Raw genomic sequence first — 24,832 nt, 5'->3', positions numbered from 1 at the left:
GGGCGGATACAACTTGCTTGAAAGCCTTCTCCCAGTGAACGTGCTGATCGTCGATGACAACGAAGCCGCGGCAGACCTGCTGCAGGAACTCCTGACGCTGCAGGACCATACCGCCCGCTGCACCTACACGGCGCAACAGGCCATGGATGCGGCGGCTGAGGAGCGCTTCGATGCAGCGCTCATCGACCTCACGCTGCCCGACTTTCCCGGCACCGAGGTGGCGCGGCGGCTGCGTTTGGCCGCCGCGGACCGCGGCCCCCGGCTGCTGGTCGCCATTTCGGGCTTTTCGGAGGAAGAGGCGGCCGGCGGCGCCGCAGCGCAGAAGCTGTTCGACCACCATCTTCAGAAGCCCATCGACATGGGCGAACTCACCGCCATCCTGTCCGGGCCGCGCTGAGCGGGGTATTCGGCGGGCTGTCAGTCCCGGTCTTCGTATTCCCGGTCGTTGTCCCACTCGTCGCCGTTCGGCGGGCGATACGGGTAGCCCGGCCCGTAGTAGATCCGTCCGGGCGGCGGCGCATAGACGGGTGCGGGACGGTAGTACACGGGCGGCGGCGGACGGTAATAGACCGGCGGGGCCGGCGCGTAGTAGATCGGCGCCGGATAGTAGGCAGGCGGCGGAGGCGCGTAGTACGGCGCCGGATAGCCGCCCGCCCCGATCTGCACCGACCAGCTTCCGCGCGCGCTGGCCGCGCCCGCGGCGAGCAGCGCACTGGCCGCCATCGCGCCAAGGGCCATCCATTTGAAGACGGACGAACGCTTGTTTTCGAGTTTCACTGCAGCTCCCTTGAGAAGGTGCCGACGGCCAGCACTCATGGTGGTTGCAACGCCCGAGGCCCTCTGCGAGTGCACCTGCCGCCTCGCCGGATCGTTGCCAAACGTCACTGCGCGGCGTGTGCGCTCAGCCCGTGATTTCGCGGCGCGAAAGCTGCACCTCGGCGCCGGTGGTGTTGAAGGCGATGGTCGGCGCGGTGAAATCGCTCAGCGGCGCGCCCAGGCCGATTTCGCCGCGTCCGTGCAGCACGCATTCCTCGCGCCTGAGCGCCACTTCCTGGCTCGGTCCGCCGTTGCCATGAAACCGGACCCAGGTGCCGTAGGTGCTCAGGTCGGTCAGCACGCAGCTGCCATGCCGCAGCTCGATGCGCGCATGCAGCCGGGAGACCCGCGGATCGTTGACCACGAACTGCGCATCGCTCACGCGCCCGAGGTGGATCGGCAGCTCTTCGGTGCGGAAGGTGGACCGCACGTCGAGCCACGCCAGTTCGATCTGCCCCAGCGATGAATCGGGCAGCCGCAGCGGCGTCAGCGCGGCCGGCAGCGTGAGGAACGAGGTCATCTCCTCCTGCCAGTCGATGCGGTGGACGGCCGACATCTCGCTGCGCCCGCGAATGGTGATGAGCCCCAGGTCGCGGTGCCGCACAGCCGTCTCGCCCAGCTGCGCAATGGTTGCATCGGTGGCCCAGATCTGGCCCGGCCCCGCCAGGTCGCTCAGGCGCGACGCCAGGTTGACCGCATCGCCGAAGCAGTCGCCCTCGACCTCGACCACCTCGCCGCTTGCCACGCCGATCTGCAGCGCCATGCGCAGCGGCACGGGCCAGGTCATGAGGCGCTTCTGGTGATAGCGCTGCAGTTCGATCACGGCCTGCATGGCGGTGGCCGCGTTCGAAAAAAGGGCGAACACGCCATCGCCGAGCGACTTCACGACCCTGCCGCCGTGTGCCTGGCAGACGCCGCCGATCCATTGGGTCAGCCGCGTCACCGTGTCGGTGGCGCGCGCATTTCCCATGGCTTCGAAAACCCTGGAGCTTCCGGTGAGGTCTGCGAATACGACTGTGGAATTGACGTCCATGCTGTGACAGCGGCCTGCTTATATTGCTTTTGTACTCAAATCACTACAGAGGCTTTAAGTGCAACGTAAAGTGTGTTGTTTACAAACAAGAAACAGTGTTTCAGAACTTGTGAATCGGCCGTCCGAGGCTTAAGGTAGCGACCGTCCTGGCTCCCGGCAATACGCCTTTAGTCCACATGCTGCCTCTTCGTCGTTTTTTCCGCCTTCTCGGAATTCCCGGTATCGGGGCTCCCCGGGTAGGAGAGAACCAGCTGGGACGCATCCGGGCCGCCATGCTGTCGGTGCTGCAGGCGCACGGCGGGCACTCGGTCCAGCGCGTGGCGCAGCGCGTGCGCTTTGCGTCCGACGTGGAAGCGCTCTGGTACCTGCGCCAGGACGTGATGGTTGCCCTGAGTGCCATCGACGGCGAAGCCGCTGCCCGCCGCCAGATGAAAGCCATCAACAGCATGTTCAAGGGCGGCCTGCCCGGCTCGATGGGCCCGCGCGCCCATCAGCGCTTCACCCACTGAAGGATAGCGCGGCGCCGCGCGTTCAATGCGCATGGCCGTGGCTGTGGTCATGGTCATGGCCGCCATGCCGGTGGCCCCACACCATGAAGACGTCGCGCCCTTCGGCCGCCAGCTCGACCTTCGCGCCCACAGGCAGCAGCACCTTGGTCGGCACGTGCCCGAATGGCAGGCCCGTGAGCACGGGCACCTTGAGCATGGCGCGCAGCCGGTCGACCACCGCATCGAAGCCGAAGCCGCGGTCGTAGCCCGGCACCTTGCGCATGCCCGTGAACTGGCCGAAGACGATGGCGCGCTGCCTGGCCAGCACGCCGGCCATGCGCAGCTGGTCGAGCATGCGCTCGATGCGGTAGGGATGCTCGTTGGTGTCTTCGATGAACAGCACGCCCTTCTCCACTACCGGGAAATAGGGCGTTCCGAGCAGGCTCGCGAGCACGCACAGGTTGCCGCCCCACAAGGTGGCGTCATGCACGGGCTTCACCTTGAGGCCGGCATCGCGCACCGGCATGCGCCAGCCGGTGCCTTCGCCCTGCCCGCTCGCCAGGTCGTCGAAGCAGGCTTCCATGATGTCGTCCGCGCCGCCTTCGGCACCAAAGTCTTCGCCGACCGCGGGGCCGGCCCAGGTCACGGCGCCGGTCTTGGCGAAGAGTGCGCACTGCAGCGCGGTGAAGTCGCTGAGGCCGACGAATTCGGTGCCGCGCTGGATCGCCTTGGCCACGGCCTTGTACGGAATGGCGTCGAGGATGCGCGTGAGCCCGTAGCCGCCGCGTGCGATCAGCGCTATGTCGGCGCCGCTCGCGGCCGCGCGGCCGATGGCAGCGAGGCGCGTCGCGTCGTCGCCCGCAAAGCGCTGGTGCACGGCCAGCGCGGCTTCGTCGATTTCGACCTCGTAGCCCAGGGCCTTGAGTCTTGCCACGCCGCGCCGGAAGGCGGCCTTGTCGCGAATCGCGCTGGAGGGGGAATAGATGTAGATGTGTTTGCTCACGGCGTCGAGTATCCCATTGCGTTGCGCACCGCCCGGGCGAGCAGCGCAGCCTGCTGCGCATTCGGGCCGGACGACGACGCGATGGGGCCGAGCGCGCGCAGCGCGGCCTGGTAGCCGCGGTCGGGGAACGGCGCGCGCCATGCATCGCTCACCGGCTCGCCGCCTTCGGGCGCGAGCAGCACGGCCGCAAACAGGCCGCCCTTTTCGGCATGCAGCCGCGTGGCCAGGCCGGTGGCCGCGGCGCTGTGCACCAGCACCATCGGCGGCGGCTGCAGGCGGTCGAGCCATTCGCCCAGGACCTGGCAGTGCCATTCGATGCGGTGCGCCGCCTCGCGCTTGGGCTTGTCGCTCTTGCCGAAGCCGATCAGGTCGGGCACCAGCGTGCGCAGCCCGGGTGCGCCGACGAGGCGGCGAAAGAAGTAGCCCCATTCGCCCGGACCATGAAGGCAGAGGCACGCGGCGGCCGAGCCGTCCTGCGGCCCTTCGTCGAGGTAGTGCATGCGCCAGCCCTGCAGGCTGGGCAGGTCATGGACGTAGCGCGGCTCGAAGGCGTAGCCCGCGAGCGCGTCGAAGCGCTCGGGCGGTGTGCGCAGCGCATCGTCGCGCAGGGGCTGGGCCTGCTCGCGCGCCGCATCGCGGCGCTGCTGGAAGAAGCCTTGCAGCAGTGCGCTGCAATCCGCGGCCAGCACGCCGCCCTGCACCTGCGTGCGGTGGTTGAGCCGGGGTTCGGCAAAGAGGTCGAGCACCGAGCCGGCCGCGCCGGTCTTGGGGTCGGCCGCACCGAACACCACGCGCGCGAGCCGCGCATGCAGCATGGCGCCCGCGCACATGGCGCAGGGCTCGAGCGTGACGAACAGCTCGCAGCCGTCGAGCCGGTAGTTGCCGAGCGCGGCGGCGCCGGCGCGCAGTGCGTTGATTTCGGCATGGGCGCTCGGGTCGTGCTGCGCGACCGGCGTGTTGCGTCCGCTGGCCACGAGCTGCCCGTTCCTGACCAGCACCGCGCCGACCGGCACCTCGCCCGCCTCGGCCGCCAGGCGCGCCTCGGCCAGCGCGAGCGCCATCCAGTGCGCGTCGTCCATGGGCTTGGCAGCGGGCTCAGTTGTCATCCGGCATCTTGCGCGCCTGCGCCGCGGCGTCGAGCGCTTCCTTGACCTGCTTTTGCACCTGCTGGACCTGCGTGCGGGGATCGGCGGGCGCCTCGCCGGATGCGGGCGCGGCCACGCTGGTGAGCTGCTTCTTCGCCACCACCCCGGCGATCACGAGCGCCAGCAGCAGGCCGACCAGTCCGAACATGCGCATCTCAGCTTCCTTCCGCCACCGGTGCTTCGGCCGTCATGCCCAGGCGTTCCATCCACCCGGCCAGCGCCTTCTCGTCGGGCGTGCCGGCGCTGTAGATGGCATGCATGGCGGCGTGCGATTCGCGCCGGTGCTGGTTCAGCTTGACCTTGCATTGCAGTGCGCTCACGCGCAGCTCGAACCCGACGATGCCGGCCAGCATCTTGAGCTGGAACTCCTCGCCCAGGTCGCGCCATTGCTGCGCGTAGCCGGGCTCATGCTCGCCGATGAGCTTCTTGAGCAGCGCGTCCTTGGCCGCGGGCTCCTCGATCAGCCGGGCTTCGACGGTGCAGTGCACCACCAGGTAGTTCCAGGTCGGCACGCGCGCGAGGTCCGGATAGACCGAGGGCGACAGGTAGGCATGCGGACCGAGAAAAGTGGCCACCGCCTGCGGCCGCGCCTGCAAGTAGCGCCAATGCGGATTGGGCTTGGCGCAGTGGCCCAGCAGCACCAGCTGGCCGCCCTCCTGCTGCTCGGCCACCAGCGGCAGGTGCGTGACGTAAGGCAGGCCCTCGTCGTCGTTCGAGATCAGGCTGGCGAAGGGATGTGCACGCATCAGCTCCAGCGCGATGGCCGGGTCCTTGGCGTTGAATTGCGGCGGCATGTACATGGGGCAATTTCCTCGTGGTGAGGCTCCGATTGTCCCCGAGCCGTCCTATCTTGCGCGCGGCGCTTCCAGCAGCTTCACCATGGCCGTGTAGCCGCGGGCCCGCGCCAGCTGCAGCGGCGTGTTGCCCTGCCGGTCGGCCAGCGCAAGGTTGGCGCCGGCGTCGACCAGCGCGGCCAGCGTGCGCTGGTGGCGCGGGCCGCCGTCGCCCAGCACGATCGATTCGATCACCGCGGTCCAGTGCAGGTTGTTGACGTGGTCGAGCGGCGCGCCGGCCGCGATCAGCTGGCGCACCACTTCGTCATGGCCCAGGTGCGCCGCGGCAATGAGCGCGGTGCCGTCGTAGCGGCTGGTCACCTGCCCGGCCTTCGCGCCGAGCGACAGCAGCAGCGCGAGCGTCGCGGCATCGTCGGCCACCGCGGCGATGGTGACCGCGTCGTAGCGGTCGTCGTCGAGCAGGTCGAGGTTCGCGCCGGCCTTGGCAAGCAGCTTCACCGCCTCGCGCTGCCGTGCATGGGTGGCGACGTGCAAGGGCGTGCGGCCCCGCGGATCGCGCGCATCCAGATTGGCGCCCGAGGCGATCAAGCCCTTCAGCTTGACCAGGTCGCCCTGCCAGGCCGCCCGGTGCAGTCCTTCATAGGCCAGCAGCTCGGCAGCCTGCGGCGGCACCTGGGCCGACACGCCGGCCGATGCGCCCAGTCCAAGCGCAACCGCCAGCAGCCCGGACCCGATGCCGCGCTTCATCATCAGCCCAGCTGGCCCTTGACCTTCTCGATGGCCGCGTTGGCGCACTGGTCGTCCAGGTGGCCGCCCGGCGCACCGCCGACGCCCACGGCGCCGATCACTTCGTTGCCCGACTTCACCGGCACGCCGCCGCCCAGCAGCAGGAAGCCCGGCAGGTACACCAGGTTGGCGGCGCCGGGGTTCTTCTGCGCGCCTTCCATCATGGCCTGCGTCGCGCTCTTGGCCGATGCCGAGGTCCATGCCTTGCGCTCGCTCGAAGCCAGCGTGTGCGGGCCGGCGTTGTCGGCGCGCTGCACGGCGCGCACGGTGCCGGCGCGGTCGACCACGGTGGCGGCCACGTTGTAGCCGTTGGCTGCGCAGGCGGCCACGGCTTCGGCCGCGATCTGGTTGGCCAGCGCGAGCGAGATGTTCTTCTCGGTGCGCACCGCGGGTGCAGGCGTCTGGGCCTGGACGGCCGATGCGGCAAGCAGGATGGCGAGAGCGCCGAGGCGAAGGTTGGAACGCATTTTTCGTTTTCTCCAGTGGATGCAGGGTGATGGCACCGGCTGTCTGCCGGCGGCTGCGCCACTGTAGGAAACACCGTCCGCCAAGGCCATTCGTACGGCTACGCCCGGTGCTCCGTAGTTCTACGGAGCGCCCGCTTTCAGTCTTGCCCCGCGACCAGCACCGCGTAGCGCCGGATCAACTGCGCGAGCGAAACGCAGTCGAGCTTGGCGAACAGGTTGGCGCGGTGCGTCTCGACCGTTCGCGGCGACAGCGCGAGCGTGCGCGCGATCTCCTTGTTGGTGAGGCCCTGCACGATGAAGGCAAGCACCTCGCGCTCGCGCTCCGACAGCTGCGCCACGCGCTCGCGCGCCGCGTTGTCGGCCTGCGAGCGTTCGCGCGAGCGCACATGCTGGCGCACCGCCTGCTGCAGGGCCTCGAGCAGCTGCTCGTCGTCCACCGGTTTCTCCAGGAACTCGGCCGCGCCGGCCTTGAAGGCGCGGCGGCACATCTCGACCGTGCCGTGGCCGGTGAGCATGATCACCGGCTGGTCGACGCCCTGCGCCATGAGCCGGTCGAGCACCGTGAGGCCGCTGATGCCGGGCATGCGCACGTCGAGCACGATGGCGCCGACGCTCGCGCGGTCGAAGCCGTCGATGAAGGCCTGCGGATCGGCCCAGCCCTGCACCCGCAGGCCGACCGTGCCGATCAGGAGCGACAGGCTGTCGCGCACCGCCTGGTCGTCGTCGATGAGATGGATCAGCGGCGATTGCGGCTGGTGGGTGCCAGAGGCGGTGTTCATGCCATGCGCTCCGTGGACGCCGCCACCAACGGCAGCAGCAGCGTGAAGCGCGCGCCGCGCGGCGCCGCATTGGCTGCGGTGAGGCTGCCGCCCATGCCGCTCGCCAGCGTTTCGCTGAGGCTCAGGCCAAGGCCCAGGCCGCCCTCGCGCGTGCTGAAGAAAGGTTCGAAGAGGCGCGGCATGGCCTCGGGCGCGATGCCGCGTCCGTTGTCGGTCACGGTCAGCACGCCCTCCTGCCCATTGCGGCCGACCGAAACGGAAAGGCGGCGTTCGGACGCGGGCACCAGGTCGAGCGCCTGCAAGGCGTTCATCAGCAGGTTGTGCACGATCTGCTCGAGCGCCACCGCCTCGGCCTGCACGCGCACCGGCGCCTGCGCGGTGGCGTCGAACTGCGCCGCCACGCCGCGCTGCGCGAACTCGGGTGCCAGCAGGTGCATGGCGCTGCGCACCACCTCCTGCAGCACCAGCGGCTTCACGTCGCCGCCGGCTTCGGGGCGTTCGATGACACGGCGCAGCCGGCCGACCACGCCGGCCGCGCGGCGCGCCTGCTCCACGGCCTGGCCCATGGCATTGCGCGCCGTCGCCAGGTCGGGCGGATCCTCGTCGAGCAGCCGGCGCGCGGCCTGCGCATTGGCCAGCACGGCCGTGAGCGGCTGGTTCAGCTCGTGCGCCAGCCCTGCCGAAAGCTCGCCCAGGGCATTGAGCCGCGCCACCTGGCCGAGACGCAGCAGCTCCTCGGCCCGGCGCCGCGCGATGCGCTGGCGCTGCGCGGTCCACAGGCCGGACAGCAGCAGCGCCGCCGCCACGGCCCAGCCGGCGATGCCGCGCCACGGCAGTTCACCCCAGCCCACATGGCGCTCGGCCATCAGGTCGAAAGGCTGGCTCGGCGAGGCCAGGGCCTTGGTGAGGCCGAAGCGCCAGCCGCCCGCGTCCGATTGCGCCGTCCGCCCCGGCTGCAGCACGAACTGCTGCGCGCCGCGCTGCAGGCTCACGCGCACCGGGCTTTGCTTCGGGTCCATCGGCCAGTCGCGCCACGGCACCGAGCCGGCCAGGTCGATCTCGAGGGCGTAGCTGACGGGCGTCGCGCCCATCACGAGCTCGTAGCGGCCCTGCGCGAGGTCCAGTCCCGCCAGTTCGGCGCGGCGCTCGCTGCGCGAGCGCGCTTCCGCAGCGGCCAAGGCGCCGGCCTGCTTCTCGTCGGGCCAGGCCTGGTCGCGTTCGCGCCGCTGCACGCGCAGGATCGACGGATAGACCGATGGCAGGCGCTGCTCCGGGCGGTCCGCGCCGTCGCCGGGTTCGAGCAGCGCGAGCGTGGCCAGCACCGCGTCGTACTGCACCACCTGCTGGCTCATGAGCCGGTGCGCGATGCGCGCGTCGGTCTCGAAATCCTGCTGCAGCTGCGCGAGCTCGGCGCGCGCGAGCCACACCGCGCCCACGGCCGTGAGGGCCAGCCATGCCAGCCACCAGCCACCCTGCGTGCGCAACCACTGTTTCATGGCGCGGATTGTGCCCGTCGCGGCGCGGCCGCCCGATGTTGGTTGAGAATGCGGCCCCAACATGGCTGATGAAGTGCAGGACTCCCTTTTTCCCGATCTTCCGCGCCCGACCGAGGCTCCCTCCACTGTGCCGCCGGAGGCCGAGGCCGAGCCGCCCGCGAAGAAGAAGCCGCGCGGCGCCATCGTGGCGTCGGCGCCCGCCGGCCCGGCGCTGGTCGAACTGGCCGCGGCGCTCCCTCCCGGGCTGCGGCTCGGCACCTCTTCGTGGAGCTATCCGGGCTGGGCCAACCTCGTTTGGGATGGCGAATACGCCGAGGCGGTGCTGTCGAAGAGCGGCCTCGCCGCCCTCGCCCGCCATCCGCTCTTTCGCACCGTGAGCCTGGACCGCAACTTCTACCGCGCGCTCACGGCCAGCCAGTACGCGCGCTACGCGGCCATGGTGCCCGACGACTTCCGCTTCGTGGTGAAGGCGCCGAGCCTCGTGACCGACGCCACCGTGCGCGACGAAAGCGGCCGCGGCACGCAGGCCAATCCGGTGTTCCTGAACAGCGAGATCGCGATCCAGGAATTCGTGCAGCCGGCGCTCGAAGGGTTGGGCCACCGCATCGGCGCGCTGGTGTTTCAGCTGAGCCCGATCCCTGCGCAACTGCTGGCCGACCAGCCCGCGCTGCTCGCACGTATCGGCGAGATGCTCGAGGCCTTGCCCGGCCTGAAGCCGACCGCGCCCGATGCCGTGATCGCCGTCGAGGTGCGCGACCCGCAGCTGCTCTGCCCCGCCTTCGCCGACATGCTGCGCAGCGTGGGCGCCACCTTCTGCATGGGCCTGCACGCCAAGATGCCGCCGATCGAGGACCAGCTGCCGATGCTGCGCGCGCTCTGGCCCGGGCCGCTGGTGTGCCGCTGGAACCTGCACCGCCGCCACGGCCGCTTCGGCTATGAAGATGCGGAAAAGCTCTACGGCCCGTTCGACAGGATCGTCGATCCCGACCCCGAGACCCGCGAGGCCCTGGCCCGCGTGATCGCGGGCACCACCGGCGCGGGCCAGCTGGCCTACGTCACGGTGAGCAACAACGCCGAAGGCTGCGCGCCGCTGACGATCGCCTCGCTTGCGCGGGACATCGCCGGGCTGCCAAAGCGCTAACCTGCGTTGTCCTTGGCCGCCACCGTCATCTCCAGCTCCACGCTCGCATTCTTCGGCAGCGCAAAGACGCCGACGGCCGTGCGCACATGCACGCCGGCCTCGCCGAACACGCGGTGCAGCAGCTCGGAGGCCGCATCGGCCACTTCGCTCTGCTGCGCGAATTCGGCCGTGCACTGCACGAAGACGCCAACGCGCAGCACCTTCTCGATGCCGTCGAGCGAGCCGAGCTCGCGGCGCAGCAGCGCGAGGCAGCGCAAGGCGCAGATCTGCGCGGCCTCGCGGGCCTTGCCGAGCGGCACCTGGTCGCCCACGCGGCCGGTGACGACCACCGTGGTGCCCACGCGCGGCACCTGGCCGCTGGTGTAGAGCGTGCGGCCGTCGCGCACGACGGGGATGTAGTTGCCGCCGGCGACGAGCTCGCCCTCGAAGCTGTGGCCCAGCTCGGCGGCGATGCGGTCGGCAATCTGGTCTCGGGTCTGCGACGTCATCTTTGTTGGCTTCCGTTTAGTGAAGCCTCATTGTCGCCAGCCGCTCTTCGGCGAACAGATACAGATCGCACAAGCGCGATGCACAACAGACGATGCGTCACGCCTCAGGCCACCGCCCCAGCACCTCGTGGATGCCTTCGCCGACGTGGCTTTCGATCAGCGAGAACGAGTCGGCCATCCACCGGACCGGCTCGACCAGATGCGGCTCGATCTTGCGCGGCGTGTAGGCCAGCGTCATGTGGGGCGTGAAGCCGCGCTCGGGCTTGAAGCCCGCATCCGCCAGCGCCTCGCCCAGGCGCTGCCTGAATGCCGCAAGCGCCGAGGTGCCGCTGCCGCACAGCACAAAGGCCTTGCTCTGCTCGAAGCGCATGGCCTCGTCGAACACCACCTCGAACGACGGCGGCGCCACGGCGGCCGCGGCCTGCAGGGCGGCTTGCAGCTTCTCGCGCGGCACTGCCGGAAAATGCCCGAGGTGATGCAGCGTGACGTGCAGGCGATGCGCCTCGGTCAGCTTGCCTTTGAGCGCGTGCCGGTCCTTGAGGCGCGCCGCCAGCGCGGCAATCGATGCGGCATCTTCGGGGCGTGGAAAGATCGCGAAGAACAGCGAGCGCGGCAGGCGCTCCTTGGGTGGTACGGTGCGGCGCGGGCGGCGCAACGGCGGCGGCGCGGGATCGATGCCTGGGAGCAGCAGTTGTTCGGGCATGGGAGATATCGGATTCACCGGTGCATTCAAACACGGCCGGAGACCGTCGGTTGACCCGCACCCGGAACTCGGCGCATGCTGCACGGCTCTGACCTGCCATGAACGCCCTATCCGCACCCGGCCTTCCCCGGCGCACCGTCGCCGCAGCGCTCGTTGCCATGCCCGCGCTCTGGCTGGGCGCCCGCGCGCAGCCGGCGGCAAGCCGGCTCGCCACCCCTTCGCAGACCGAGGGGCCGTTCTACCCCGTGCGCCTGCCGCAGGATTCCGACGGCGATCTGCTGCGCAACGGCACGCTGGACTACCGCGGCGGCCAGCCGGCCTGGGTCGATGGCACGGTGACCGACCTGGGCGGCAGGCCGCTGCGCGGCGCGCAGGTCGAGATCTGGCAATGCGATCAGAACGGCCACTACCACCACCCCGGCGACGGCGACCGCGCCGACGCCGCCTTCCAGGGCTTTGGCCGCGTCACGGTCGGCGAAGACGGCAGCTACCGCTTCCGCACCATCCGCCCGGTGCCCTACAGCGGCCGCACGCCGCACATCCACGTCAAGGTGAAGCTCGGCACGCGCGAGCTGCTGACTACGCAGCTCTACGTGGCCGGCGACCCGGGCAATGCGCGCGACTTCATCTGGCGCAATCTTCCGCAGGCCGCAAGGGAGGCTGTCACAGTGCCTTTCGAGCGCGGGCCGGATGGCCTGCAGGCGCGCTTTCCGATTGCCGTTGCGGCCTGAAGGCGCTCAACCACGGACGCGCGGGGAATCAGGTCCGGCCTGCAAGGACGGCTTACGGCGCCGGCGCCAGGCATTGTTCGAGTCCCTGCACCAGCACATCCCTGGGCAGCTGCTTGCCGATGAAGACGATGCGGCTGTGGCGCAGCTCGCCCTCTTTCCAGCTGGAGCCGGCCTCGGTGCCCATCAGCATGTGAACGCCCTGCAGCACCACGCGGGTGTCCAGCCCGGACACTGCGATCACGCCCTTGTAGCGCATCAGGTGGGTGCCGTAGATGCGCAGGATGGCGCCGAAAAAGTCCTCCAGCCGCGCCGCATCGAAGGGCCGTTCGGCGCGAAACACGAAGCTGGAAACGTCGTCATCGTGTTCGTGGTCCACATCGGTCAGGAAGTCGGGTTCGATCTCCAGGATCGCATTCAGGTTGAACCCGCGGATGTCGAGCAGCTGGTCGATCGGCGCCTGGCCGAAATGCGCTGCGGTGATCGGCGCGCGCGCATTCATGCGCAGCAGGCGCTGCTCGAGCGCCTTCACCTCGTCGACTGGCACCAGGTCGGTCTTCGAAAGCAGGATGCGGTCCGCAAAGCCCACCTGCTCCTGGGCCTCATGGTGCTCGTCCAGCTGCGCCATCGCATGCTTGGCGTCGACCAGCGTCACGATCGCATCGAGCAAATAGGTCTGGCTGATCTCTTCATCGACGAAGAACGTCTGCGCCACGGGCGCGGGGTCGGCCAGCCCGGTGGTCTCGATGATCACGCGATCGAAGCTCGCGCTGCCGTTCTTGCGGCGCGCCGCAAGCTCGCCGAGGATGCGCACCAGATCGCCGCGCACGGTGCAGCAGATGCAGCCGTTGTTCATCTCGATGATCTGCTCGCCCTCGTCCTGCACCAGCAGTTCGTTGTCGATGCCGGCTTCGCCGAACTCGTTTTCGATCACGGCAACCTTGTGGCCGTGCTGCTCCTTCAGGATGCGGTTCAGCAGCGTGGTCTTGCCGCTGCCGAGGAAGCCGGTGAGGATGGTGACGGGAATGAGGCTCATGGATGACTTTGAGTGAAGATTGATCGGGCGCTCGGCAAGCTCAGCGCTTTGCCGAGAGCGCCGAGGCAATGGTTGTGGCGTTGTGCGCGAACAGCTTCAGGTAGGTGTCCGCCTCGGTCCCCGGTGCCGACAGCGCGTCGGAATAAAGCCGGCCGCCGACGATGCCCCCGCCCTCACGCGCAATGCGCTGGACCAGGCGCGGGTCGGAGATATTCTCGACGAACACCGCGCGCACATCCTCGCGCCGGATCTGGCCGATCAGGCGCGCAACCGAGGCGGCCGAGGCTTCGCTGTCGGTGTTCATGCCCTGCGGCGCAAGAAACTCGATGCCGTAGGCCGCGCCGAAATAGCCGAATGCATCGTGCGAGCTGATCACGCGGCGATGCTGGCGAGGCACCGCGTCGAAACGCGCGCGAATCTCGCGGTCGAGCGCCTGGAGCCGCTCGATGTAGCTCGCGCAGTGCTGCCCGATCTCGCCCGCGAATGCCGGCCGTGCCCGCGTCATTGCATCGCGCAGGTTAGCCGCATAGCGCTGCGCGTTCGCAAGGTCCTGCCATGCATGCGGATCGGGCTCGCGGCCCATGCGGCGCACCGGCACGCCCTCGCTGGCCACGGCGACGGGACCGCGGTAGCCGGATGAGCGCACCAGGCGGTCCATCCAGCCTTCGAACCCCAGTCCGTTGACGACGACCAGTTCGGCATTGGCGAGGCGCCGCGCATCGGCCGGGCTCGGCTGGAAGACGTGCGCGTCGGAGTCCGGACCGACCAGGGCCGCGACTTCGACGGCGCTGCCGCCGATCTCGCGCGCCATGTCGGCAAGGATCGAGAAGCTCGCGACGACGCGCAGCGGCCGTGGTGCGGTGGATTGCGCAAGCACTGGCAGCGGCAGCGCAACGAGCGACGCGGCGAAGAACCGGCGGCGCGCGGGGTTCGATGGAAAGTTCATGTCAGGTCTCCCGCTGGGCCGCCCCAAGGGAGGCCTGCGCCCCCTCGGGGGGCAGCGAATACACGAAGTGATGAGCGTGGGGGTTCATGTCAGGCATTTCGATGAGAACGTGGGCGCAGGAGCCGGGCGAGCAGTCCGCCGTGCGGTCCGAACACGAGCGACAGCAGGTAGGCCGCGCCCGCCACCAGCACGATCGCGGGGCCCGAGGGCCACTGCGCATGGAAGGACAGCAGCAGCCCGGCAAAGCCGGACAGCAGCGCCATGCCGGCTGCAACCAGCGCAAGGCTCCAGACTTCGGCGGCCCAGAAGCGCGCCGCGGTGGCCGGCAACATCATCAAGCCGACCGCCATCAGCGTGCCCAGCGCCTGGAAGCCCGCCACAAGATTGGCAACCGTAAGAACCAGAAAGATGCCGTGCACCAGCGAACCGGGCCCGCCCACATTTCGCAGGAAGCCCGGGTCGAGGCATTCCACGAGCAGCGGCCGGTAGATCACCGCCAACACGACCAAGGTCAGGCTCGCGACGCCGGCCATCAGCAGCAGCGCCGCGTCGTCCACCGCAAGGATGGTGCCGAAAAGCATGTGCATCAGGTCGACGCTGCTGCCGTGGGTCGACACCAGCAGCACACCCAGCGCGAGCGCGATCAGGTAGAAGGCCGCAAAGCTCGCGTCTTCGCGCTGCGAGGTGACGCGAGTGACGAAACCCGCCGCCAGCGCCACCGCGAGCGCCGCGAAGAATCCGCCCACGCTCATCGCGGCCAGCGAGAAGCCGGCAAACAGAAAGCCGAGCGCCGCGCCCGGCAGCAGCGCGTGCCCCATCGCATCGCCCATCAGGCTCATGCGCCGCAACACCAGCAAGGTGCCGATCGGCGCACTGCCCAGGCCGAGCGCCAGCGTGGCCACCAGCGCGCGGCGCATGAAGCCGTACTCCACGAAGGGCTGGACCAGCAAGGCACCTGCGGTCATGCAGCTTCCTTGCAGACAGGCGCATCCTCGTCCCACGCCTCGGCCATCTGGCGCGCGCGGAACAGGTTCTCGGCATGCAGCACTTCGGCCGTCGGCCCCCAAGCCACGCAGCGCCGTGCCATGAGCAGGGTGCGGTCGAAATGAAGGCGCACCTGCTCGAGGTCGTGCAGCACGGCAATCACGGTGCGCGCCTCCGCATGCCAGCGCGCGACCACGGCCAGCAGGTCGGCAGTGGTGCGCGCATCGATCGCGTTGAAAGGTTCGTCCAGCAGGATCACCGGTGCGTCCTGCAGCAGCACGCGCGCAAAGAGCACGCGCTGGAACTGCCCTGCCGACAGCTCGGCGATGCCGCGGCGCTGGAAGCCAAGGCCGACGGCCTCGAGCGCCGCCCCCACGGCATCGCGCTGCCGCGCGGCGATGCCCTTGAAGCAGCCGAGCCGTCCCCAGTGTCCGAGCGCCACCAGGTCGAACACCCGGATCGGAAAGCTCCGGTCGATCTCGGCCTGCTGCGGCAGCCACGCGATGCGGTCGCGCGAGGCGCCATCGAAAGAGACCCCGCCCTCGGCCGCCCGGATGCGTCCCATGATTGCGGCGAGCAAGCTGGTCTTGCCCGCACCGTTCGGCCCGACGATGGCAGTGAGCGAGCCCGGCGCAAACTCTCCCGACAGGTGATGCACGGCCGGGTGGCCGCGATAGGCCACCGTGAGGTTGTTCAACCGGATGGCGGGAGGAGGCATCGGCGCCCCGCTCATTTCAGCGCCCAGCCAACAGCCAGCCACAGTGCCGCGGCAAGCATCAGCGCGCCCGCCACACGCACCCATGCGCTGGCCATCAGCAGGCTCGGCGGGCTTTGCGGCCAGGCATTGGGCGCGGCTTCAGTTTGGCGGGCTGGGTGTTTCATGCCCTGACTATATATTGCAATTGCGAATGCATTAGCAATAACTACTTTGATCCTCTCGCAATCTTGATGTCAAAGATGGTTTCGCCTTAGACTGGATCGAAGCCTTGAATGGAGTTGAGTGATGCCTGAAACAAAAACGTGGCGAGACGGTGTAACGGTCGTGCGGGGACGGAAACTGGACCTGGTCTTGCGTGACCCATCGGGAACTGGACGTGCAACAGCGCTCGATTTCGCCGGAACCGGGGGGCAAAAGACCTGGATTGGCACAGTGACTGTCCAACCCAGTGTGAAGACGGGGCTGCACCATCACGGTCGCCATGAGGTCGCCATCTATGTGCTCAAAGGCCGCAGTGAAATACGGTGGGGCGACAGGCTCGAATTTGCGGCTGAGGTGTCTGATGGTGACTTTGTCTACTTCGCCCCCTATGTGCCACACCAGGAGTTGAACCTCAGCGACCGCGAGGCCGTTGATTTCTTGGTTGTGCGCAGCGATAACGAAAGAATCGCCATCAAAATCGACGGCGTGCCCGTCGATCGGCCGGAGATGGTGTTTTAGCGGTTCGAGAGGATCAAGAACCCGGCATCGGATCATCGCTATGCGCGCTTTTGTGGGGATGACTTTTCCGCCGCGTCCTCTTGGGTCACTGACACAGTGACCACGGCTTAGTGGACGCTGTTGGTGACTCGGACGATCGTTTGTTCCCCGTCACGATCTACGCCCGCTTGATCGAAGGCGAGGATGACACGCATCGTCTGATCTGGTTACGCAGCACTACTGACTGATCTTCGTCCTCGTCGCCCTGCCCCGAGTCGAGAGATGTGAGCATATTCGCAATAACATCTTCCAATCTCTCGCCTTCTTGCGATGTCGACGATATGATTAGCCACCATACAATATGGTGACTATGAAAAAGCTAGAACAGAAGTACCTTGCCCTTCTGGGTGAAGCCGAGCGGCGCCAGTTGCCCGATCTGGACAGCATCCGGCTTTGCTTTCAGGTGCTGTCGCTCGCCTCGTCCATCGACCGCGACTGCGCCGCGCTGCTGGCCCCGTTCGGCCTGTCCGAAGGCCGCTTCGTGCTGTTGTTCGTGCTCGATGCGGCCGACGACGGACTGGCTCCCAATGCACTGGCCGAGCGGGCAGGCGTCACGCGCGCCACCGTCACCGGCCTGCTCGATGGGCTGGAGCGCGAGTCGCTGATCGAGCGGCATGCCGATGGCAACGATCGGCGCTCCTTGACCATTCGACTCACGCGCAAGGGCAAGCAGATGGCCAGGAAGGCGTTCGATCAACATGGCCGCTGGATTGCCAGCCTGTTCCTCCATCTGTCCGCGCAGGAGCGAAAGACGCTCGGCGGCCTGCTGCAGAAAGTAGCGGCAGGCATGGCCGACCGCAGTGATGCGGCGGGAGGCCCGCCATGACCAACAACACCGCGCATCACACAACCTCGAGCAAAGGAGCTTCCATGTCCCACTACCTCGTTGAACTCTATTCGCCCAAGCCCGGCTGGCTGGCGTTGCCGGCGGTGCAGCGCAGCCAGTTCCTGGACGGAATCAAGGCAGGCATGGGCGGCCTGGGCGAACTCGGCGTCGAAATCCTGATGCTGGGCCAGACCGAGCCAGGCATCGACCAGGCCAGCGGCCACCGCTTCCTCGGCATCTGGCGCTTTCCCGATGCCAGGGCCCGCGATGCCCTGCTCGCAGGCATCAAGGCATCGGGTTGGTACGACCATTTCGAGCATGTGAATGCCGCTGGTGCCGGGAGCGACTTTTCAAGCCATCTTGCCGAGTTGGCGAATGCTTGACGCCTGCCCTACCGGCGGCGACAAGAGCTCGCGAGGCAATAGCCGATCTCCGTTGGCTTGATCGCCAGGGCGCCGCCGATGCCCCGCCTCAATCAATCTTGATCCCGGCCGCCTTCACTACATCCGCGTACTTCTTCAAATCCGCCTGGATCTGTTGCCCGAACTCCGCCGACGTATTGCCCACCGACGTGATGCCGAGCTTGGCCAGGCGCTCCTTGACCGCAGGCTCGTTCACCACGGCATGCAACTCGCGCTGAATGCGGTCGATGATGGGCGTGGGGGTCTTGGCGGGCGCGAGGATGCCGATCCAGGAACTCGCTTCGAAGCCCGACACGGTTTCGCCCACGGTGGGCACGTCGGGGAGCGATGGCAGTCGCTGCGCGCTCGAAATCGCGATGGCGTGCACCTGCCCTCTCTCGATGAAGGGCAGCGCGCCGGCCACGGCGGTGTAGAGCATCGGCAGCTGGCCGCCGACCACGTCGGTCATGGCCTGGCCGCCGCCCTTGTAGGGCACATGGACGAAGTTGGCGCCGGTCTTCACCTTGAGCATTTCAGCGGCGACGTGGGGCGTGCCACCCGTGCCAGAGCTGCCGTAGGACAAGCCGCCCGGGTTGCTCTTCGAGTACGCAATCAGCTCGGGCAAGGTCTTCGCGGGCACCGACGGATGCGTGACGATGACGAGCACTGCATCGCCGATCTTGCTGACGGGCACGAAGTCTTTCACGGTGTCGAACGGCACTTTCGCGAACACGTGCGGATTGATGACCAGCGTGCCGTCGAAGCCCAGCACCAACGTGTAGCCGTCGGGCGCGGCGGCAGCGACCATCTGCGTGCCGATGTTGCCGGAGGCGCCGGGCCGGTTGTCGACCACCACCTGCTGACCCAGCCGGGCCCCGAGGCGCTCGGCCACGACGCGCGCGCCGGTGTCCGTCACGCCGCCGGGTGTGAAAGGCACGATGAGGCGAATCGGCTTGTTCGGGTAGTCCTGCTGAGCGTGCGCCGGCGTTGCTGCGATGGCGAGCGCACTGGTAGTGGCTATTGCCAGCGCCAGCAAGCGGCGGCGCGAAGCGTTGTAGGTGTTCGTCATGGGTTTTGTCTCCGTCCTTTTGTTGATTGAATCTTCAGCGCGCCCAGCGCTTGTCGAAATCCCACACTTCTTGAAAGCCGATGAGACCGCAGAACTCGTTGAAGTCGAACAGCGGCACCTCGGGCGCCTGGCTCAGGCCGCTGTCCTTGAGGTGGCTCAGCGCGCGCTCCATCGCGGCTGCGGCCGACAGGCTGGTGAGCGAGGGGTAGATGGCCAGCGCAAAGCCGATCTCCTCCAACACCTTCGCGGGCAGGATCGGCGTCGTGCCGCCATCGGCCATGTTGGCCAGCATCGGCGTGTCGAATGCGGCGCAGGCCCTGCGCATCTCTTCTTCGGACTGCGGCGCCTCGAAGAACAGGATGTCGGCCCCGGCCTCGGCATACGCCTCCAGGCGGCGCATCGCCTCGTCGACGCCTAGCGATGCGCGCGCATCGGTGCGGGCGATGATGAGGAAGTTGTCCTTGTCCTCGCGCGCCTCGGCGGCCACCTTGATCTTCTCGACCATGTCCTGCATGGGCACGCAGCGCTTGTTGGGCGTGTGGCCGCACTTCTTTGGAAACTCCTGGTCCTCGAGCTGGATGGCCGTGACGCCGGCCGCCTCGTAGCCGCGCACCGTGTGGTGCACGTTCAGCAGCCCGCCGTAGCCGGTGTCGGCATCGGCGATGACTGCCCCCTTGCTCGTGCGCACCAGCGTCGCCATGCGGTCGAGCATCTGCGTGTAGGTGGCGATGCCCGCGTCGGGCAGGCCCAGGCTGGAGGCGGTGAGCCAGTAGCCCGTGCCGTAGACGATGTCGAAGCCGACCTTGTTCGCCACCGTGGCGGCAATCATGTCGTGCAGGCCGGGCGCGACGATGAATTCACCGCGGTCGAGCTTCTGCCGGAGGATGGGATTCGCCATGCCCGCTTACTCCGCCGTGATGCCGCCGCGCTGCGCGACGAGCGACCACTTCTTCGTCTCGCTCGCCAGGAAGGTGCGGAACTCGGCCGGTGGCGTGAGCGTGATGTCGGCGCCCTGGTCGTGCATCTGTTTTTGCACAGTGGGATCGGCCGTGACTTTCTTCAGGTCCTGGTTGATCTGCGCAACGATCGGGGCCGGCAGGCCGGCCGGTCCGAACAGGCCATACCAGCTCAGCGACTCGACACCGTTCAAGCCCGCCTCCTTGAAGGTCATCGCATCGGGGAACAGCGGCATGCGGCGATCGGCCGCAACGCCCACCACGCGCAGCGCGCCCGAGCGCACGTGCGGCAGCGCGGTGAGCACGCTGGTCACGCCCATCGGCAGGTGGCCGCCGATGATGTCGACCATGATCGGCGCGCCGCCCTTGTAGGGCACGCCGGTCAGCTTGAGGTGGCCGACCTGGCGGATCAGTTCGCCGGTCAGGCGCGTCTGCCCTTCCGAGTAGCCGCAGCCCAGCTCTTCCTTGCGTGCCGCGGTCAGCAGGTCGGCCAGCGTCTTGTAGGGGCCGTTGGCCTGCACGACCAGCACCGACGGCGAGCTCGCGATGTTGGTGATGGGCGTGAAGGCCTTGTCGGTGTCGTAGGGCAGCGACTTCATCAGCACCGGGTTGACCGCATGCGAGCCCACCACCAGCAGCAGCGTGTGGCCATCGGGCGCCGAGCGTGCCACGGTGCTGGAGCCGATCACGCCGTTGGCGCCAGTGCGGTTGTCGACCACCACCGACTGGCCCCACAGCTCCGACAGGCGCTGCGCCATGAGGCGGCCCACGATGTCGGTGCCGCCGCCGGCCGAGTAAGGCACCACGAGCGTGACGGCCTTGCTCGGGTACTTGGCGCCTTGCGCGAAGGCAGTGCCGGCCGTGCCGACGGCCGCGAGCGAGGCGAGGCCGGCGAGCATCTGGCGGCGGTTGGGATGAGGAAGGGTGAAGGTCGGGTTCATGCAAGTCTCCTGGTGTTGTCTTGTGTGTCCTTGTCACGCTGGCGGCGCAGCCAGGTGATGGCGCGGCCGCCAAGCGGCCGTTGCAATTCGTCCTGCGCGAAGTCCACCGCCGCGAGTAGGCCGGCGAGCGAGATGCCGGTGGCGAAGCCGCTGCGCTCGGCCACGAGCACGAGGTCTTCCGTCGCCACGTTGCCTGCAGCGCCGGGCGCGAACGGGCAGCCGCCGATGCCGCCGACGCTCGCATCGAAGCGGCGCACGCCGGCTTCGAGCGCCGCCCATGCATTGGCCACGCCCATGCCGCGCGTGTCGTGCAGGTGCACCGCGAGGCGCTCGATGGGCACCACGCCGCGCAACGCCAAAATGCGCTCCTTCACCTGGCCCGGCGAGGCCGAGCCGATGGTGTCGGCGATGACGATCTCGTCGGCCGCGGCGGCGTGCATGCGGGCCGACAGGCGCAGCACCTCGTCGAGTGGCGTCTCGCCCTCGAAGGGGCAGTCGAAGGCCACGGCCACGTAGGCGCGCGTGCGCAAGCCCAGCGCGCGCGCGGCGGCGATCGTCTGCTCGCTCACTTCGGTCGCCTGGTCCAGGCCCATGTTGATGTTCTTGCGGTTCATGGTCTCGGTGGCCGAAAGCACGACGGCGATCTCCTTCGCGCCGGCCGCGTGCGCGCGCTCCAGCCCCTTGAGGTTGGGCACCAGCACCGAGGTGCGCAGCGCCGCAAAGCGCGCCTGCACCTGCGGCAGGAGTTCGCCGGCGTCAGCCATCTGCGGCACGGCCTTCGGCGAGACAAAACTGGCCGCCTCGATGCTGCGCAGGCCGGCCTCGGCCAGCAGTTCGATCAGGCGCAGCTTGCCCTCGGTGCCGACGCGGATCGCCTGGTTCTGCAAGCCGTCGCGCGGTGCGACGTCGGTGATGTGGATCGCTTCCCTCGCGCTCATGCAATCGCCCCTTCGGCACGCAGCGCTTCGAGCTTGTCGGGTGCGTAGCCGACAAGCTCGCCGAGCACCTGGCGCGTGTTTTCGCCGAGCGCCGGCGGACAGGTGAACGCCCTGCCCTTGTCGGCTGCCGACAGCTTGATCGGGTTGCCCGGCATGCGCACGCGTTCGCCGGTCTTCAGCGGCACCTCGACCACCATGTCGCGCGCCAGCACCTGTGCATCGCTCAGCGCCTGCTCGAAGTTGTTGACCGGGCCGCACGGAATGCGCGCCTCGCGCAGACGCTCGAGCCAATGGGCGGTCGGTTGCTTGCGCATCGCTTCGCCGACCACCGCATCGATCTCGGCCTTGGCCGCGAAGCGCACCGGCTGCTGGCGGTACTCGGGCTTGCGCAGCGCCGGCAGGTCGATGAACTCGACGAAGCGGTCGAAGAACGGGTCGCCGATGCACGCGATGATCACGTGGCCGTCGGCCGTCGGGTAGCTGTTGTACGGCACATGCACGAAGTGCCCGTTGCCGATGCCTTCGGGCACGTGGCCCGACAGCAGATGCATCGTCGCCATGTAGTTGAGCAGCGATATCTGCGCGTCGAGCATCGAAATGTCGACATGCTGGCCCACGCCGGTATGGTCGCGCTGCACCAGCGCGGCCAGTACGCCCATTGCGCCGAACATGCCGCCGCCGAGGTCACCGATCGGGATGCCGCTGCGCGTCGGGCCCGTCTCGGGCGTGCCGGTGATCGACATGCCGCCACCCATCGCCTGCACCACCTGGTCGAAGGCCGGGCGCTGCGTCTGCGGGCCGGTCTGGCCGAAGCCGGTGACCGAGCAGGTGACGATGCGCGGGTTCACCTCGGCAAGCGAGGCGTAGTCGATACCGAGCCGCCCGGTCACGCCGACGCTGAAGTTGTCGAACACCACGTCGGCCTTGCGCACGAGGTCCAGAAACACCGCCTTGCCGGCCGGCGTCTTGAGGTCGACGCACACGCTCTCCTTGTTGCGGTTGAGCGTGAGGTAGTACGCCCCCATGCCGTCGCGCGAATAGTGCGGGTCGTTCTCCAGCAGCCGGCGGGTGCCTTCGCCGCTGCCGGGCGGCTCGACCTTGATGGTGCGTGCGCCGAGGTCGGCCAGCAGCATGGTGCCGTAGGGACCGGACAGCATGTGCGTCAGGTCCAGCACGGTGATGTGTTCGAGTGCCACGTTCAATGTCTCCGAAAGGTTGGCGAATGCCCAGCTATCGCAGGGGCCGTGCCAGCGTTCGAGACGCGCGCAAGTGATTGATTTGAAAGGGATTGTCGTTTCTCCGATCACCTCCTTGCGTTGCAATGCGACGCCCATGAAACATTGATATGTTTCAATGCGACATGCCCAGCGATCGCCCCTCCTCCCACTTCTTCCCGGCTCCCGTACGCAGCGGCGAGCTGCCACGCCTGTGCTTCCTGAGCTACCGGCAGATCCGCGGGTTCGCGATGCCGGTGGTGGCGGAATACACCGGCCGCGCCGAGATCGAGGTGGTCGACGGCACCTTCGGCGACGCACTCGCCATCGCGCGCGACCGGCTGGAGCGCGGCCTCGTCGACGCCTTCGTGAGCGCGGGCTCGAACGCGAGCATCCTGCGTGCCGGCCTGCAGGCGCCGGTCGCCACCATCCAGCTGAGCGGCTTCGACCTGCTGCAGGCGCTCATCAAGGCGCGGCGCATGTCCAGCCGCGTCGGCGTCGTCATGTACGGCCAGACCATCCCCGAACTCGACGAAGTGAAGGACCTGCTCAACATCGAGGTGGTGCAGCACGCCTACCAGACGCCCGACGACGCGCGCCAGCGCTTCGAGCAGCTGCGCCGCGAGGGCTTCGAGGTGATCGTCGGTTCCAGCCTGGTCGTCGAGCTCGCGGAGCAGGCCGGCCTGCACGGGCTGCTCGCCTACTCGCTGGGCAGCGTGCGCAAGGGCTTCGAAGATGCACTCGAACTCGCGCGCGTCGCGCGGCTCGAAGCCGGCCGCTACGAGCAGCTCAACGGCGTGCTGCACAACCTGCAGGAGGCGGTGCTGGCGGTGAACCGCGACAACCGCGTGATCGCGGTCAACCCGCCGATGCAGCAACTGCTCGGCCCGCCGCACGCGCGGCTCATCGGCCAGTCGCTGGAGGCGATCGAACCCGAGCTGTCGCTGCAGCCCACGCTCGACAGCGGGCAGGTCGAGCGCGCCGTGGTGCAGCGCTTTGCGCAGCGCGACTGGGTGGTCAACCGCACGCCGATCCGCGAGCACGGCGAGATCGTCGGTGCCGCCCTCACCCTGTACGACGCGCGCACCATCCAGGAAGCCGACACCAGCCTGCGCATCCAGCAGGGCCGGCGCCAGAGCGCGGCGCGCCACCGCTTCGCCAACCTCATCGGCCAGAGCCCGGCCTTCTTGCGCGCGGTGCAGACAGCGCGGCGTTTTGCGCGTACCGACCTCACGGTGCTGATCGCCGGCGAGAGCGGCGTCGGCAAGGAGCTGTTTGCACAGTCCATCCACAACGAGAGCGTGCGCGCGGGGCGGCCCTTCGTCGCCGTCAACTGCGCCGCCTTTCCGGAAGCCCTGCTGGAAAGCGAGCTGTTCGGCTACGAGGAAGGCGCCTTCACCGGCTCACGCCGCGGCGGCAAGCGCGGCCTGTTCGAGGCGGCGCACACGGGCACCCTCTTTCTCGACGAGATCGGCGACATGCCGCTGCAACTGCAGACGCGACTGCTGCGCGTGCTGCAGGAGCGCGAGATCACGCGGCTCGGCGCCACGGCCGCCATTCCGGTCGATGTGCGCGTGATCGCCGCCACGCACCAGCCGCTGAACGACATGATTGCCGAGCGCCGTTTCCGGCAAGACCTGTTCTACCGCCTCAACACGCTGCGCCTGCCGCTGCCGCCCTTGCGCGAGCGCCGCGAAGACATCGCGCCGCTGGCCGAAGCGCAGGTCGGGCGCTGCCTGCAGCGCCTGGGCACGCGCCTGGACCCGGCGCGCGCGCTGGCGCCGCTGCTGCCGCGTCTGCGCACCTACGACTGGCCCGGCAACATCCGCGAGCTGGAAAACCTCGGCGAGCGCATCGCGGTGTTCCTCATGCAGTTCGACCGCCTCGAGGACGTTCGCTACGACGACCTGCGGCACGATCTGCCGGAGCTTTTCGCCGATGCCACCGCAAGCGAGGTGGCCGACGACACTGGGCTGAGCGCTGCACGCGTGGCCGCGGCGCTGCAGGCGCAGGGCGGCAACCGCCAGGCCGCGGCCCGGCAACTCGGCGTGAGCCGCTCGACGCTTTGGCGCTGGATGCGCGAACGCGGCGCCGATGCACCGGGCAGCTGATGCAGCGTTCGCCCCTGGACCGAACCCACGCACCTGATCTATCCTGCCGCGGTTCCGCCGATTCAA

At 68.5% G+C, this 24,832-nt stretch carries 30 protein-coding genes and 1 pseudogene; 9 read left to right on the top strand and 22 right to left on the bottom strand.

Features of this window, described 5'->3' with window-relative positions; genetic code table 11:
• The first annotated feature begins 34 nt into the window (after positions 1-34).
• Positions 35-397: a response regulator gene (locus tag ACAM58_RS13465; protein ID WP_369662980.1), complete on the top strand. Its 363-nt coding sequence runs from the start codon at positions 35-37 to the stop codon at positions 395-397.
• 20 nt (positions 398-417) lie between these two features.
• Here the strand turns inward: ACAM58_RS13465 and ACAM58_RS13460 are convergent, their stop codons facing one another.
• Both ACAM58_RS13460 and ACAM58_RS13455 read right to left on the bottom strand, forming a co-directional pair.
• Positions 418-777 (bottom strand): hypothetical protein, encoded by a 360-nt coding sequence (locus tag ACAM58_RS13460; protein WP_012747903.1) that lies wholly within the window; start codon positions 775-777, stop codon positions 418-420.
• A gap of 124 nt (positions 778-901) precedes the next feature.
• Complete coding sequence (locus ACAM58_RS13455) at positions 902-1,849, bottom strand: adenylate/guanylate cyclase domain-containing protein (RefSeq protein WP_012747902.1); 948 nt, start codon at positions 1,847-1,849, stop codon at positions 902-904.
• A 272-nt stretch (positions 1,850-2,121) separates the two neighbouring features.
• Here ACAM58_RS13455 and ACAM58_RS13450 point away from each other — a divergent pair, with 272 nt between their 5' ends.
• Positions 2,122-2,358, top strand: a complete 237-nt coding sequence (locus tag ACAM58_RS13450) for a hypothetical protein (RefSeq protein ID WP_012747901.1) — start codon at positions 2,122-2,124, stop codon at positions 2,356-2,358.
• A gap of 22 nt (positions 2,359-2,380) precedes the next feature.
• On the opposite strand, the gene ACAM58_RS13445 is transcribed toward ACAM58_RS13450, so the two are convergent.
• From ACAM58_RS13445 to ACAM58_RS13410, 8 genes are all read right to left on the bottom strand, one after another.
• Positions 2,381-3,340, bottom strand: coding sequence for an LD-carboxypeptidase (locus tag ACAM58_RS13445; RefSeq protein ID WP_278878787.1), 960 nt, complete (start codon positions 3,338-3,340; stop codon positions 2,381-2,383).
• Positions 3,337-4,446, bottom strand: coding sequence for a tRNA adenosine(34) deaminase TadA (gene tadA / locus ACAM58_RS13440; RefSeq protein WP_369662979.1), 1,110 nt, complete (start codon positions 4,444-4,446; stop codon positions 3,337-3,339). The genes ACAM58_RS13445 and tadA overlap by 4 nt, the downstream gene beginning before the upstream one ends.
• Positions 4,436-4,639, bottom strand: coding sequence for a hypothetical protein (locus ACAM58_RS13435; protein WP_278878785.1), 204 nt, complete (start codon positions 4,637-4,639; stop codon positions 4,436-4,438). The genes tadA and ACAM58_RS13435 overlap by 11 nt, the downstream gene beginning before the upstream one ends.
• Position 4,640: 1 nt before the next feature.
• Positions 4,641-5,285, bottom strand: a complete 645-nt coding sequence (locus tag ACAM58_RS13430) for an FMN-binding negative transcriptional regulator (RefSeq protein ID WP_369662978.1) — start codon at positions 5,283-5,285, stop codon at positions 4,641-4,643.
• Between the two features lie 45 nt (positions 5,286-5,330).
• Positions 5,331-6,029 (bottom strand): ankyrin repeat domain-containing protein, encoded by a 699-nt coding sequence (locus ACAM58_RS13425; protein WP_369662977.1) that lies wholly within the window; start codon positions 6,027-6,029, stop codon positions 5,331-5,333.
• Positions 6,029-6,532, bottom strand: a complete 504-nt coding sequence (locus ACAM58_RS13420) for a heme-binding protein (RefSeq protein WP_369662976.1) — start codon at positions 6,530-6,532, stop codon at positions 6,029-6,031. Before ACAM58_RS13420 ends, ACAM58_RS13425 begins: the two co-directional genes overlap by 1 nt.
• Before the next feature lie 137 nt (positions 6,533-6,669).
• A complete protein-coding gene (locus ACAM58_RS13415; protein ID WP_369662975.1) occupies positions 6,670-7,311 on the bottom strand; it encodes a response regulator transcription factor in 642 nt (213 codons plus the stop codon).
• Positions 7,308-8,807 (bottom strand): sensor histidine kinase, encoded by a 1,500-nt coding sequence (locus tag ACAM58_RS13410; protein ID WP_369662974.1) that lies wholly within the window; start codon positions 8,805-8,807, stop codon positions 7,308-7,310. Before ACAM58_RS13410 ends, ACAM58_RS13415 begins: the two co-directional genes overlap by 4 nt.
• Positions 8,808-8,868: 61 nt before the next feature.
• Between ACAM58_RS13410 and ACAM58_RS13405 the strand changes: the two genes are divergently transcribed.
• Positions 8,869-9,948 (top strand): DUF72 domain-containing protein, encoded by a 1,080-nt coding sequence (locus ACAM58_RS13405; RefSeq protein ID WP_369662973.1) that lies wholly within the window; start codon positions 8,869-8,871, stop codon positions 9,946-9,948.
• On the opposite strand, the gene ACAM58_RS13400 is transcribed toward ACAM58_RS13405, so the two are convergent.
• Both ACAM58_RS13400 and thpR read right to left on the bottom strand, forming a co-directional pair.
• Entirely contained in the window at positions 9,945-10,436 is a 492-nt protein-coding gene (locus tag ACAM58_RS13400) for a RidA family protein (protein ID WP_369662972.1), read from the bottom strand. The genes ACAM58_RS13405 and ACAM58_RS13400 overlap by 4 nt on opposite strands.
• Positions 10,437-10,533: 97 nt before the next feature.
• The gene (gene thpR / locus ACAM58_RS13395; protein WP_369662971.1) at positions 10,534-11,139 is read right to left on the bottom strand and encodes an RNA 2',3'-cyclic phosphodiesterase; all 606 of its coding nucleotides are present in this window, start codon (positions 11,137-11,139) and stop codon (positions 10,534-10,536) included.
• Positions 11,140-11,297: 158 nt separating this feature from the next.
• Here thpR and ACAM58_RS13390 point away from each other — a divergent pair, with 158 nt between their 5' ends.
• A complete protein-coding gene (locus ACAM58_RS13390; RefSeq protein ID WP_369664490.1) occupies positions 11,298-11,870 on the top strand; it encodes an intradiol ring-cleavage dioxygenase in 573 nt (190 codons plus the stop codon).
• A gap of 52 nt (positions 11,871-11,922) precedes the next feature.
• Here the strand turns inward: ACAM58_RS13390 and ACAM58_RS13385 are convergent, their stop codons facing one another.
• The 5 genes from ACAM58_RS13385 to ACAM58_RS13365 all read right to left on the bottom strand — a co-directional run bounded on the left by ACAM58_RS13385 (position 11,923) and on the right by ACAM58_RS13365 (position 15,715).
• A complete protein-coding gene (locus ACAM58_RS13385; protein WP_369662970.1) occupies positions 11,923-12,903 on the bottom strand; it encodes a GTP-binding protein in 981 nt (326 codons plus the stop codon).
• Between the two features lie 40 nt (positions 12,904-12,943).
• Complete coding sequence (locus ACAM58_RS13380) at positions 12,944-13,849, bottom strand: metal ABC transporter substrate-binding protein (protein ID WP_369662969.1); 906 nt, start codon at positions 13,847-13,849, stop codon at positions 12,944-12,946.
• A gap of 89 nt (positions 13,850-13,938) precedes the next feature.
• Entirely contained in the window at positions 13,939-14,814 is an 876-nt protein-coding gene (locus ACAM58_RS13375) for a metal ABC transporter permease (protein ID WP_369662968.1), read from the bottom strand.
• Positions 14,811-15,551 carry a metal ABC transporter ATP-binding protein gene (locus ACAM58_RS13370; RefSeq protein ID WP_369662967.1) on the bottom strand — a complete coding sequence of 247 codons (741 nt, stop codon included), beginning with the start codon at positions 15,549-15,551 and terminating at the stop codon, positions 14,811-14,813. Before ACAM58_RS13370 ends, ACAM58_RS13375 begins: the two co-directional genes overlap by 4 nt.
• A gap of 11 nt (positions 15,552-15,562) precedes the next feature.
• Entirely contained in the window at positions 15,563-15,715 is a 153-nt protein-coding gene (locus ACAM58_RS13365; protein ID WP_369662966.1) for a hypothetical protein, read from the bottom strand.
• 121 nt (positions 15,716-15,836) lie between these two features.
• Here ACAM58_RS13365 and ACAM58_RS13360 point away from each other — a divergent pair, with 121 nt between their 5' ends.
• The 4 genes and pseudogenes from ACAM58_RS13360 to ACAM58_RS13345 all read left to right on the top strand — a co-directional run bounded on the left by ACAM58_RS13360 (position 15,837) and on the right by ACAM58_RS13345 (position 17,519).
• A complete protein-coding gene (locus ACAM58_RS13360; RefSeq protein WP_369662965.1) occupies positions 15,837-16,271 on the top strand; it encodes a cupin domain-containing protein in 435 nt (144 codons plus the stop codon).
• A gap of 131 nt (positions 16,272-16,402) precedes the next feature.
• Positions 16,403-16,498, top strand: a pseudogene (locus ACAM58_RS13355) (DUF736 domain-containing protein); the annotation flags it as partial.
• A gap of 122 nt (positions 16,499-16,620) precedes the next feature.
• Positions 16,621-17,136: a MarR family winged helix-turn-helix transcriptional regulator gene (locus tag ACAM58_RS13350; RefSeq protein ID WP_369664489.1), complete on the top strand. Its 516-nt coding sequence runs from the start codon at positions 16,621-16,623 to the stop codon at positions 17,134-17,136.
• Entirely contained in the window at positions 17,133-17,519 is a 387-nt protein-coding gene (locus tag ACAM58_RS13345; protein ID WP_369662964.1) for a DUF6616 family protein, read from the top strand. Before ACAM58_RS13350 ends, ACAM58_RS13345 begins: the two co-directional genes overlap by 4 nt.
• 88 nt (positions 17,520-17,607) lie before the next feature.
• Here ACAM58_RS13345 and ACAM58_RS13340 read toward each other — a convergent pair whose 3' ends face one another.
• From ACAM58_RS13340 to ACAM58_RS13320, 5 genes are read right to left on the bottom strand one after another with little or no spacing between them, the layout of a single operon-like run.
• On the bottom strand, positions 17,608-18,606 hold the full coding sequence (locus tag ACAM58_RS13340; RefSeq protein WP_369662963.1) for a Bug family tripartite tricarboxylate transporter substrate binding protein: 999 nt from the start codon (positions 18,604-18,606) through the stop codon (positions 17,608-17,610).
• A gap of 34 nt (positions 18,607-18,640) precedes the next feature.
• Complete coding sequence (locus tag ACAM58_RS13335) at positions 18,641-19,504, bottom strand: oxaloacetate decarboxylase (protein WP_062366945.1); 864 nt, start codon at positions 19,502-19,504, stop codon at positions 18,641-18,643.
• Between the two features lie 6 nt (positions 19,505-19,510).
• Positions 19,511-20,503, bottom strand: a complete 993-nt coding sequence (locus ACAM58_RS13330) for a tripartite tricarboxylate transporter substrate binding protein (protein ID WP_369662962.1) — start codon at positions 20,501-20,503, stop codon at positions 19,511-19,513.
• Positions 20,500-21,441 (bottom strand): hydroxymethylglutaryl-CoA lyase, encoded by a 942-nt coding sequence (locus tag ACAM58_RS13325; RefSeq protein ID WP_369662961.1) that lies wholly within the window; start codon positions 21,439-21,441, stop codon positions 20,500-20,502. Before ACAM58_RS13325 ends, ACAM58_RS13330 begins: the two co-directional genes overlap by 4 nt.
• Positions 21,438-22,637, bottom strand: a complete 1,200-nt coding sequence (locus ACAM58_RS13320; RefSeq protein WP_369662960.1) for a CaiB/BaiF CoA transferase family protein — start codon at positions 22,635-22,637, stop codon at positions 21,438-21,440. Before ACAM58_RS13320 ends, ACAM58_RS13325 begins: the two co-directional genes overlap by 4 nt.
• 164 nt (positions 22,638-22,801) lie before the next feature.
• Here ACAM58_RS13320 and prpR point away from each other — a divergent pair, with 164 nt between their 5' ends.
• On the top strand, positions 22,802-24,766 hold the full coding sequence (prpR, locus tag ACAM58_RS13315; RefSeq protein WP_369662959.1) for a propionate catabolism operon regulatory protein PrpR: 1,965 nt from the start codon (positions 22,802-22,804) through the stop codon (positions 24,764-24,766).
• Positions 24,767-24,832: the final 66 nt, after the last annotated feature.

This window comes from Variovorax sp. V116 (assembly GCF_041154435.1).
GTDB lineage: Bacteria > Pseudomonadota > Gammaproteobacteria > Burkholderiales > Burkholderiaceae_C > Variovorax > Variovorax paradoxus.
The sequence above is the reverse complement of the archived record's forward strand: the minus strand, read 5'-3'. Positions and strand labels throughout refer to the sequence as shown.

Bases quoted from the DNA above. Each gene is read 5' to 3' on its own strand.
- ACAM58_RS13455 (WP_012747902.1), bottom strand. From the start codon at position 1,849: ATGGACGTCAATTCCACAGTCGTATTCGCAGACCTCACCGGAAGCTCC.
- ACAM58_RS13450 (WP_012747901.1), top strand. From the start codon at position 2,122: ATGCTGTCGGTGCTGCAGGCGCACGGCGGGCACTCGGTCCAGCGCGTG.
- tadA (WP_369662979.1), bottom strand. From the start codon at position 4,446: ATGACAACTGAGCCCGCTGCCAAGCCCATGGACGACGCGCACTGGATG.
- ACAM58_RS13435 (WP_278878785.1), bottom strand. From the start codon at position 4,639: ATGCGCATGTTCGGACTGGTCGGCCTGCTGCTGGCGCTCGTGATCGCC.
- ACAM58_RS13430 (WP_369662978.1), bottom strand. From the start codon at position 5,285: ATGTACATGCCGCCGCAATTCAACGCCAAGGACCCGGCCATCGCGCTG.
- ACAM58_RS13425 (WP_369662977.1), bottom strand. From the start codon at position 6,029: ATGATGAAGCGCGGCATCGGGTCCGGGCTGCTGGCGGTTGCGCTTGGA.
- ACAM58_RS13420 (WP_369662976.1), bottom strand. From the start codon at position 6,532: ATGCGTTCCAACCTTCGCCTCGGCGCTCTCGCCATCCTGCTTGCCGCA.
- ACAM58_RS13415 (WP_369662975.1), bottom strand. From the start codon at position 7,311: ATGAACACCGCCTCTGGCACCCACCAGCCGCAATCGCCGCTGATCCAT.
- ACAM58_RS13410 (WP_369662974.1), bottom strand. From the start codon at position 8,807: ATGAAACAGTGGTTGCGCACGCAGGGTGGCTGGTGGCTGGCATGGCTG.
- ACAM58_RS13405 (WP_369662973.1), top strand. From the start codon at position 8,869: ATGGCTGATGAAGTGCAGGACTCCCTTTTTCCCGATCTTCCGCGCCCG.
- ACAM58_RS13400 (WP_369662972.1), bottom strand. From the start codon at position 10,436: ATGACGTCGCAGACCCGAGACCAGATTGCCGACCGCATCGCCGCCGAG.
- thpR (WP_369662971.1), bottom strand. From the start codon at position 11,139: ATGCCCGAACAACTGCTGCTCCCAGGCATCGATCCCGCGCCGCCGCCG.
- ACAM58_RS13390 (WP_369664490.1), top strand. From the start codon at position 11,298: ATGCCCGCGCTCTGGCTGGGCGCCCGCGCGCAGCCGGCGGCAAGCCGG.
- ACAM58_RS13385 (WP_369662970.1), bottom strand. From the start codon at position 12,903: ATGAGCCTCATTCCCGTCACCATCCTCACCGGCTTCCTCGGCAGCGGC.
- ACAM58_RS13380 (WP_369662969.1), bottom strand. From the start codon at position 13,849: ATGAACTTTCCATCGAACCCCGCGCGCCGCCGGTTCTTCGCCGCGTCG.
- ACAM58_RS13375 (WP_369662968.1), bottom strand. From the start codon at position 14,814: ATGACCGCAGGTGCCTTGCTGGTCCAGCCCTTCGTGGAGTACGGCTTC.
- ACAM58_RS13370 (WP_369662967.1), bottom strand. From the start codon at position 15,551: ATGCCTCCTCCCGCCATCCGGTTGAACAACCTCACGGTGGCCTATCGC.
- ACAM58_RS13365 (WP_369662966.1), bottom strand. From the start codon at position 15,715: ATGAAACACCCAGCCCGCCAAACTGAAGCCGCGCCCAATGCCTGGCCG.
- ACAM58_RS13360 (WP_369662965.1), top strand. From the start codon at position 15,837: ATGCCTGAAACAAAAACGTGGCGAGACGGTGTAACGGTCGTGCGGGGA.
- ACAM58_RS13350 (WP_369664489.1), top strand. From the start codon at position 16,621: ATGAAAAAGCTAGAACAGAAGTACCTTGCCCTTCTGGGTGAAGCCGAG.
- ACAM58_RS13345 (WP_369662964.1), top strand. From the start codon at position 17,133: ATGACCAACAACACCGCGCATCACACAACCTCGAGCAAAGGAGCTTCC.
- ACAM58_RS13340 (WP_369662963.1), bottom strand. From the start codon at position 18,606: ATGACGAACACCTACAACGCTTCGCGCCGCCGCTTGCTGGCGCTGGCA.
- ACAM58_RS13335 (WP_062366945.1), bottom strand. From the start codon at position 19,504: ATGGCGAATCCCATCCTCCGGCAGAAGCTCGACCGCGGTGAATTCATC.
- ACAM58_RS13330 (WP_369662962.1), bottom strand. From the start codon at position 20,503: ATGAACCCGACCTTCACCCTTCCTCATCCCAACCGCCGCCAGATGCTC.
- ACAM58_RS13325 (WP_369662961.1), bottom strand. From the start codon at position 21,441: ATGAGCGCGAGGGAAGCGATCCACATCACCGACGTCGCACCGCGCGAC.
- prpR (WP_369662959.1), top strand. From the start codon at position 22,802: ATGCCCAGCGATCGCCCCTCCTCCCACTTCTTCCCGGCTCCCGTACGC.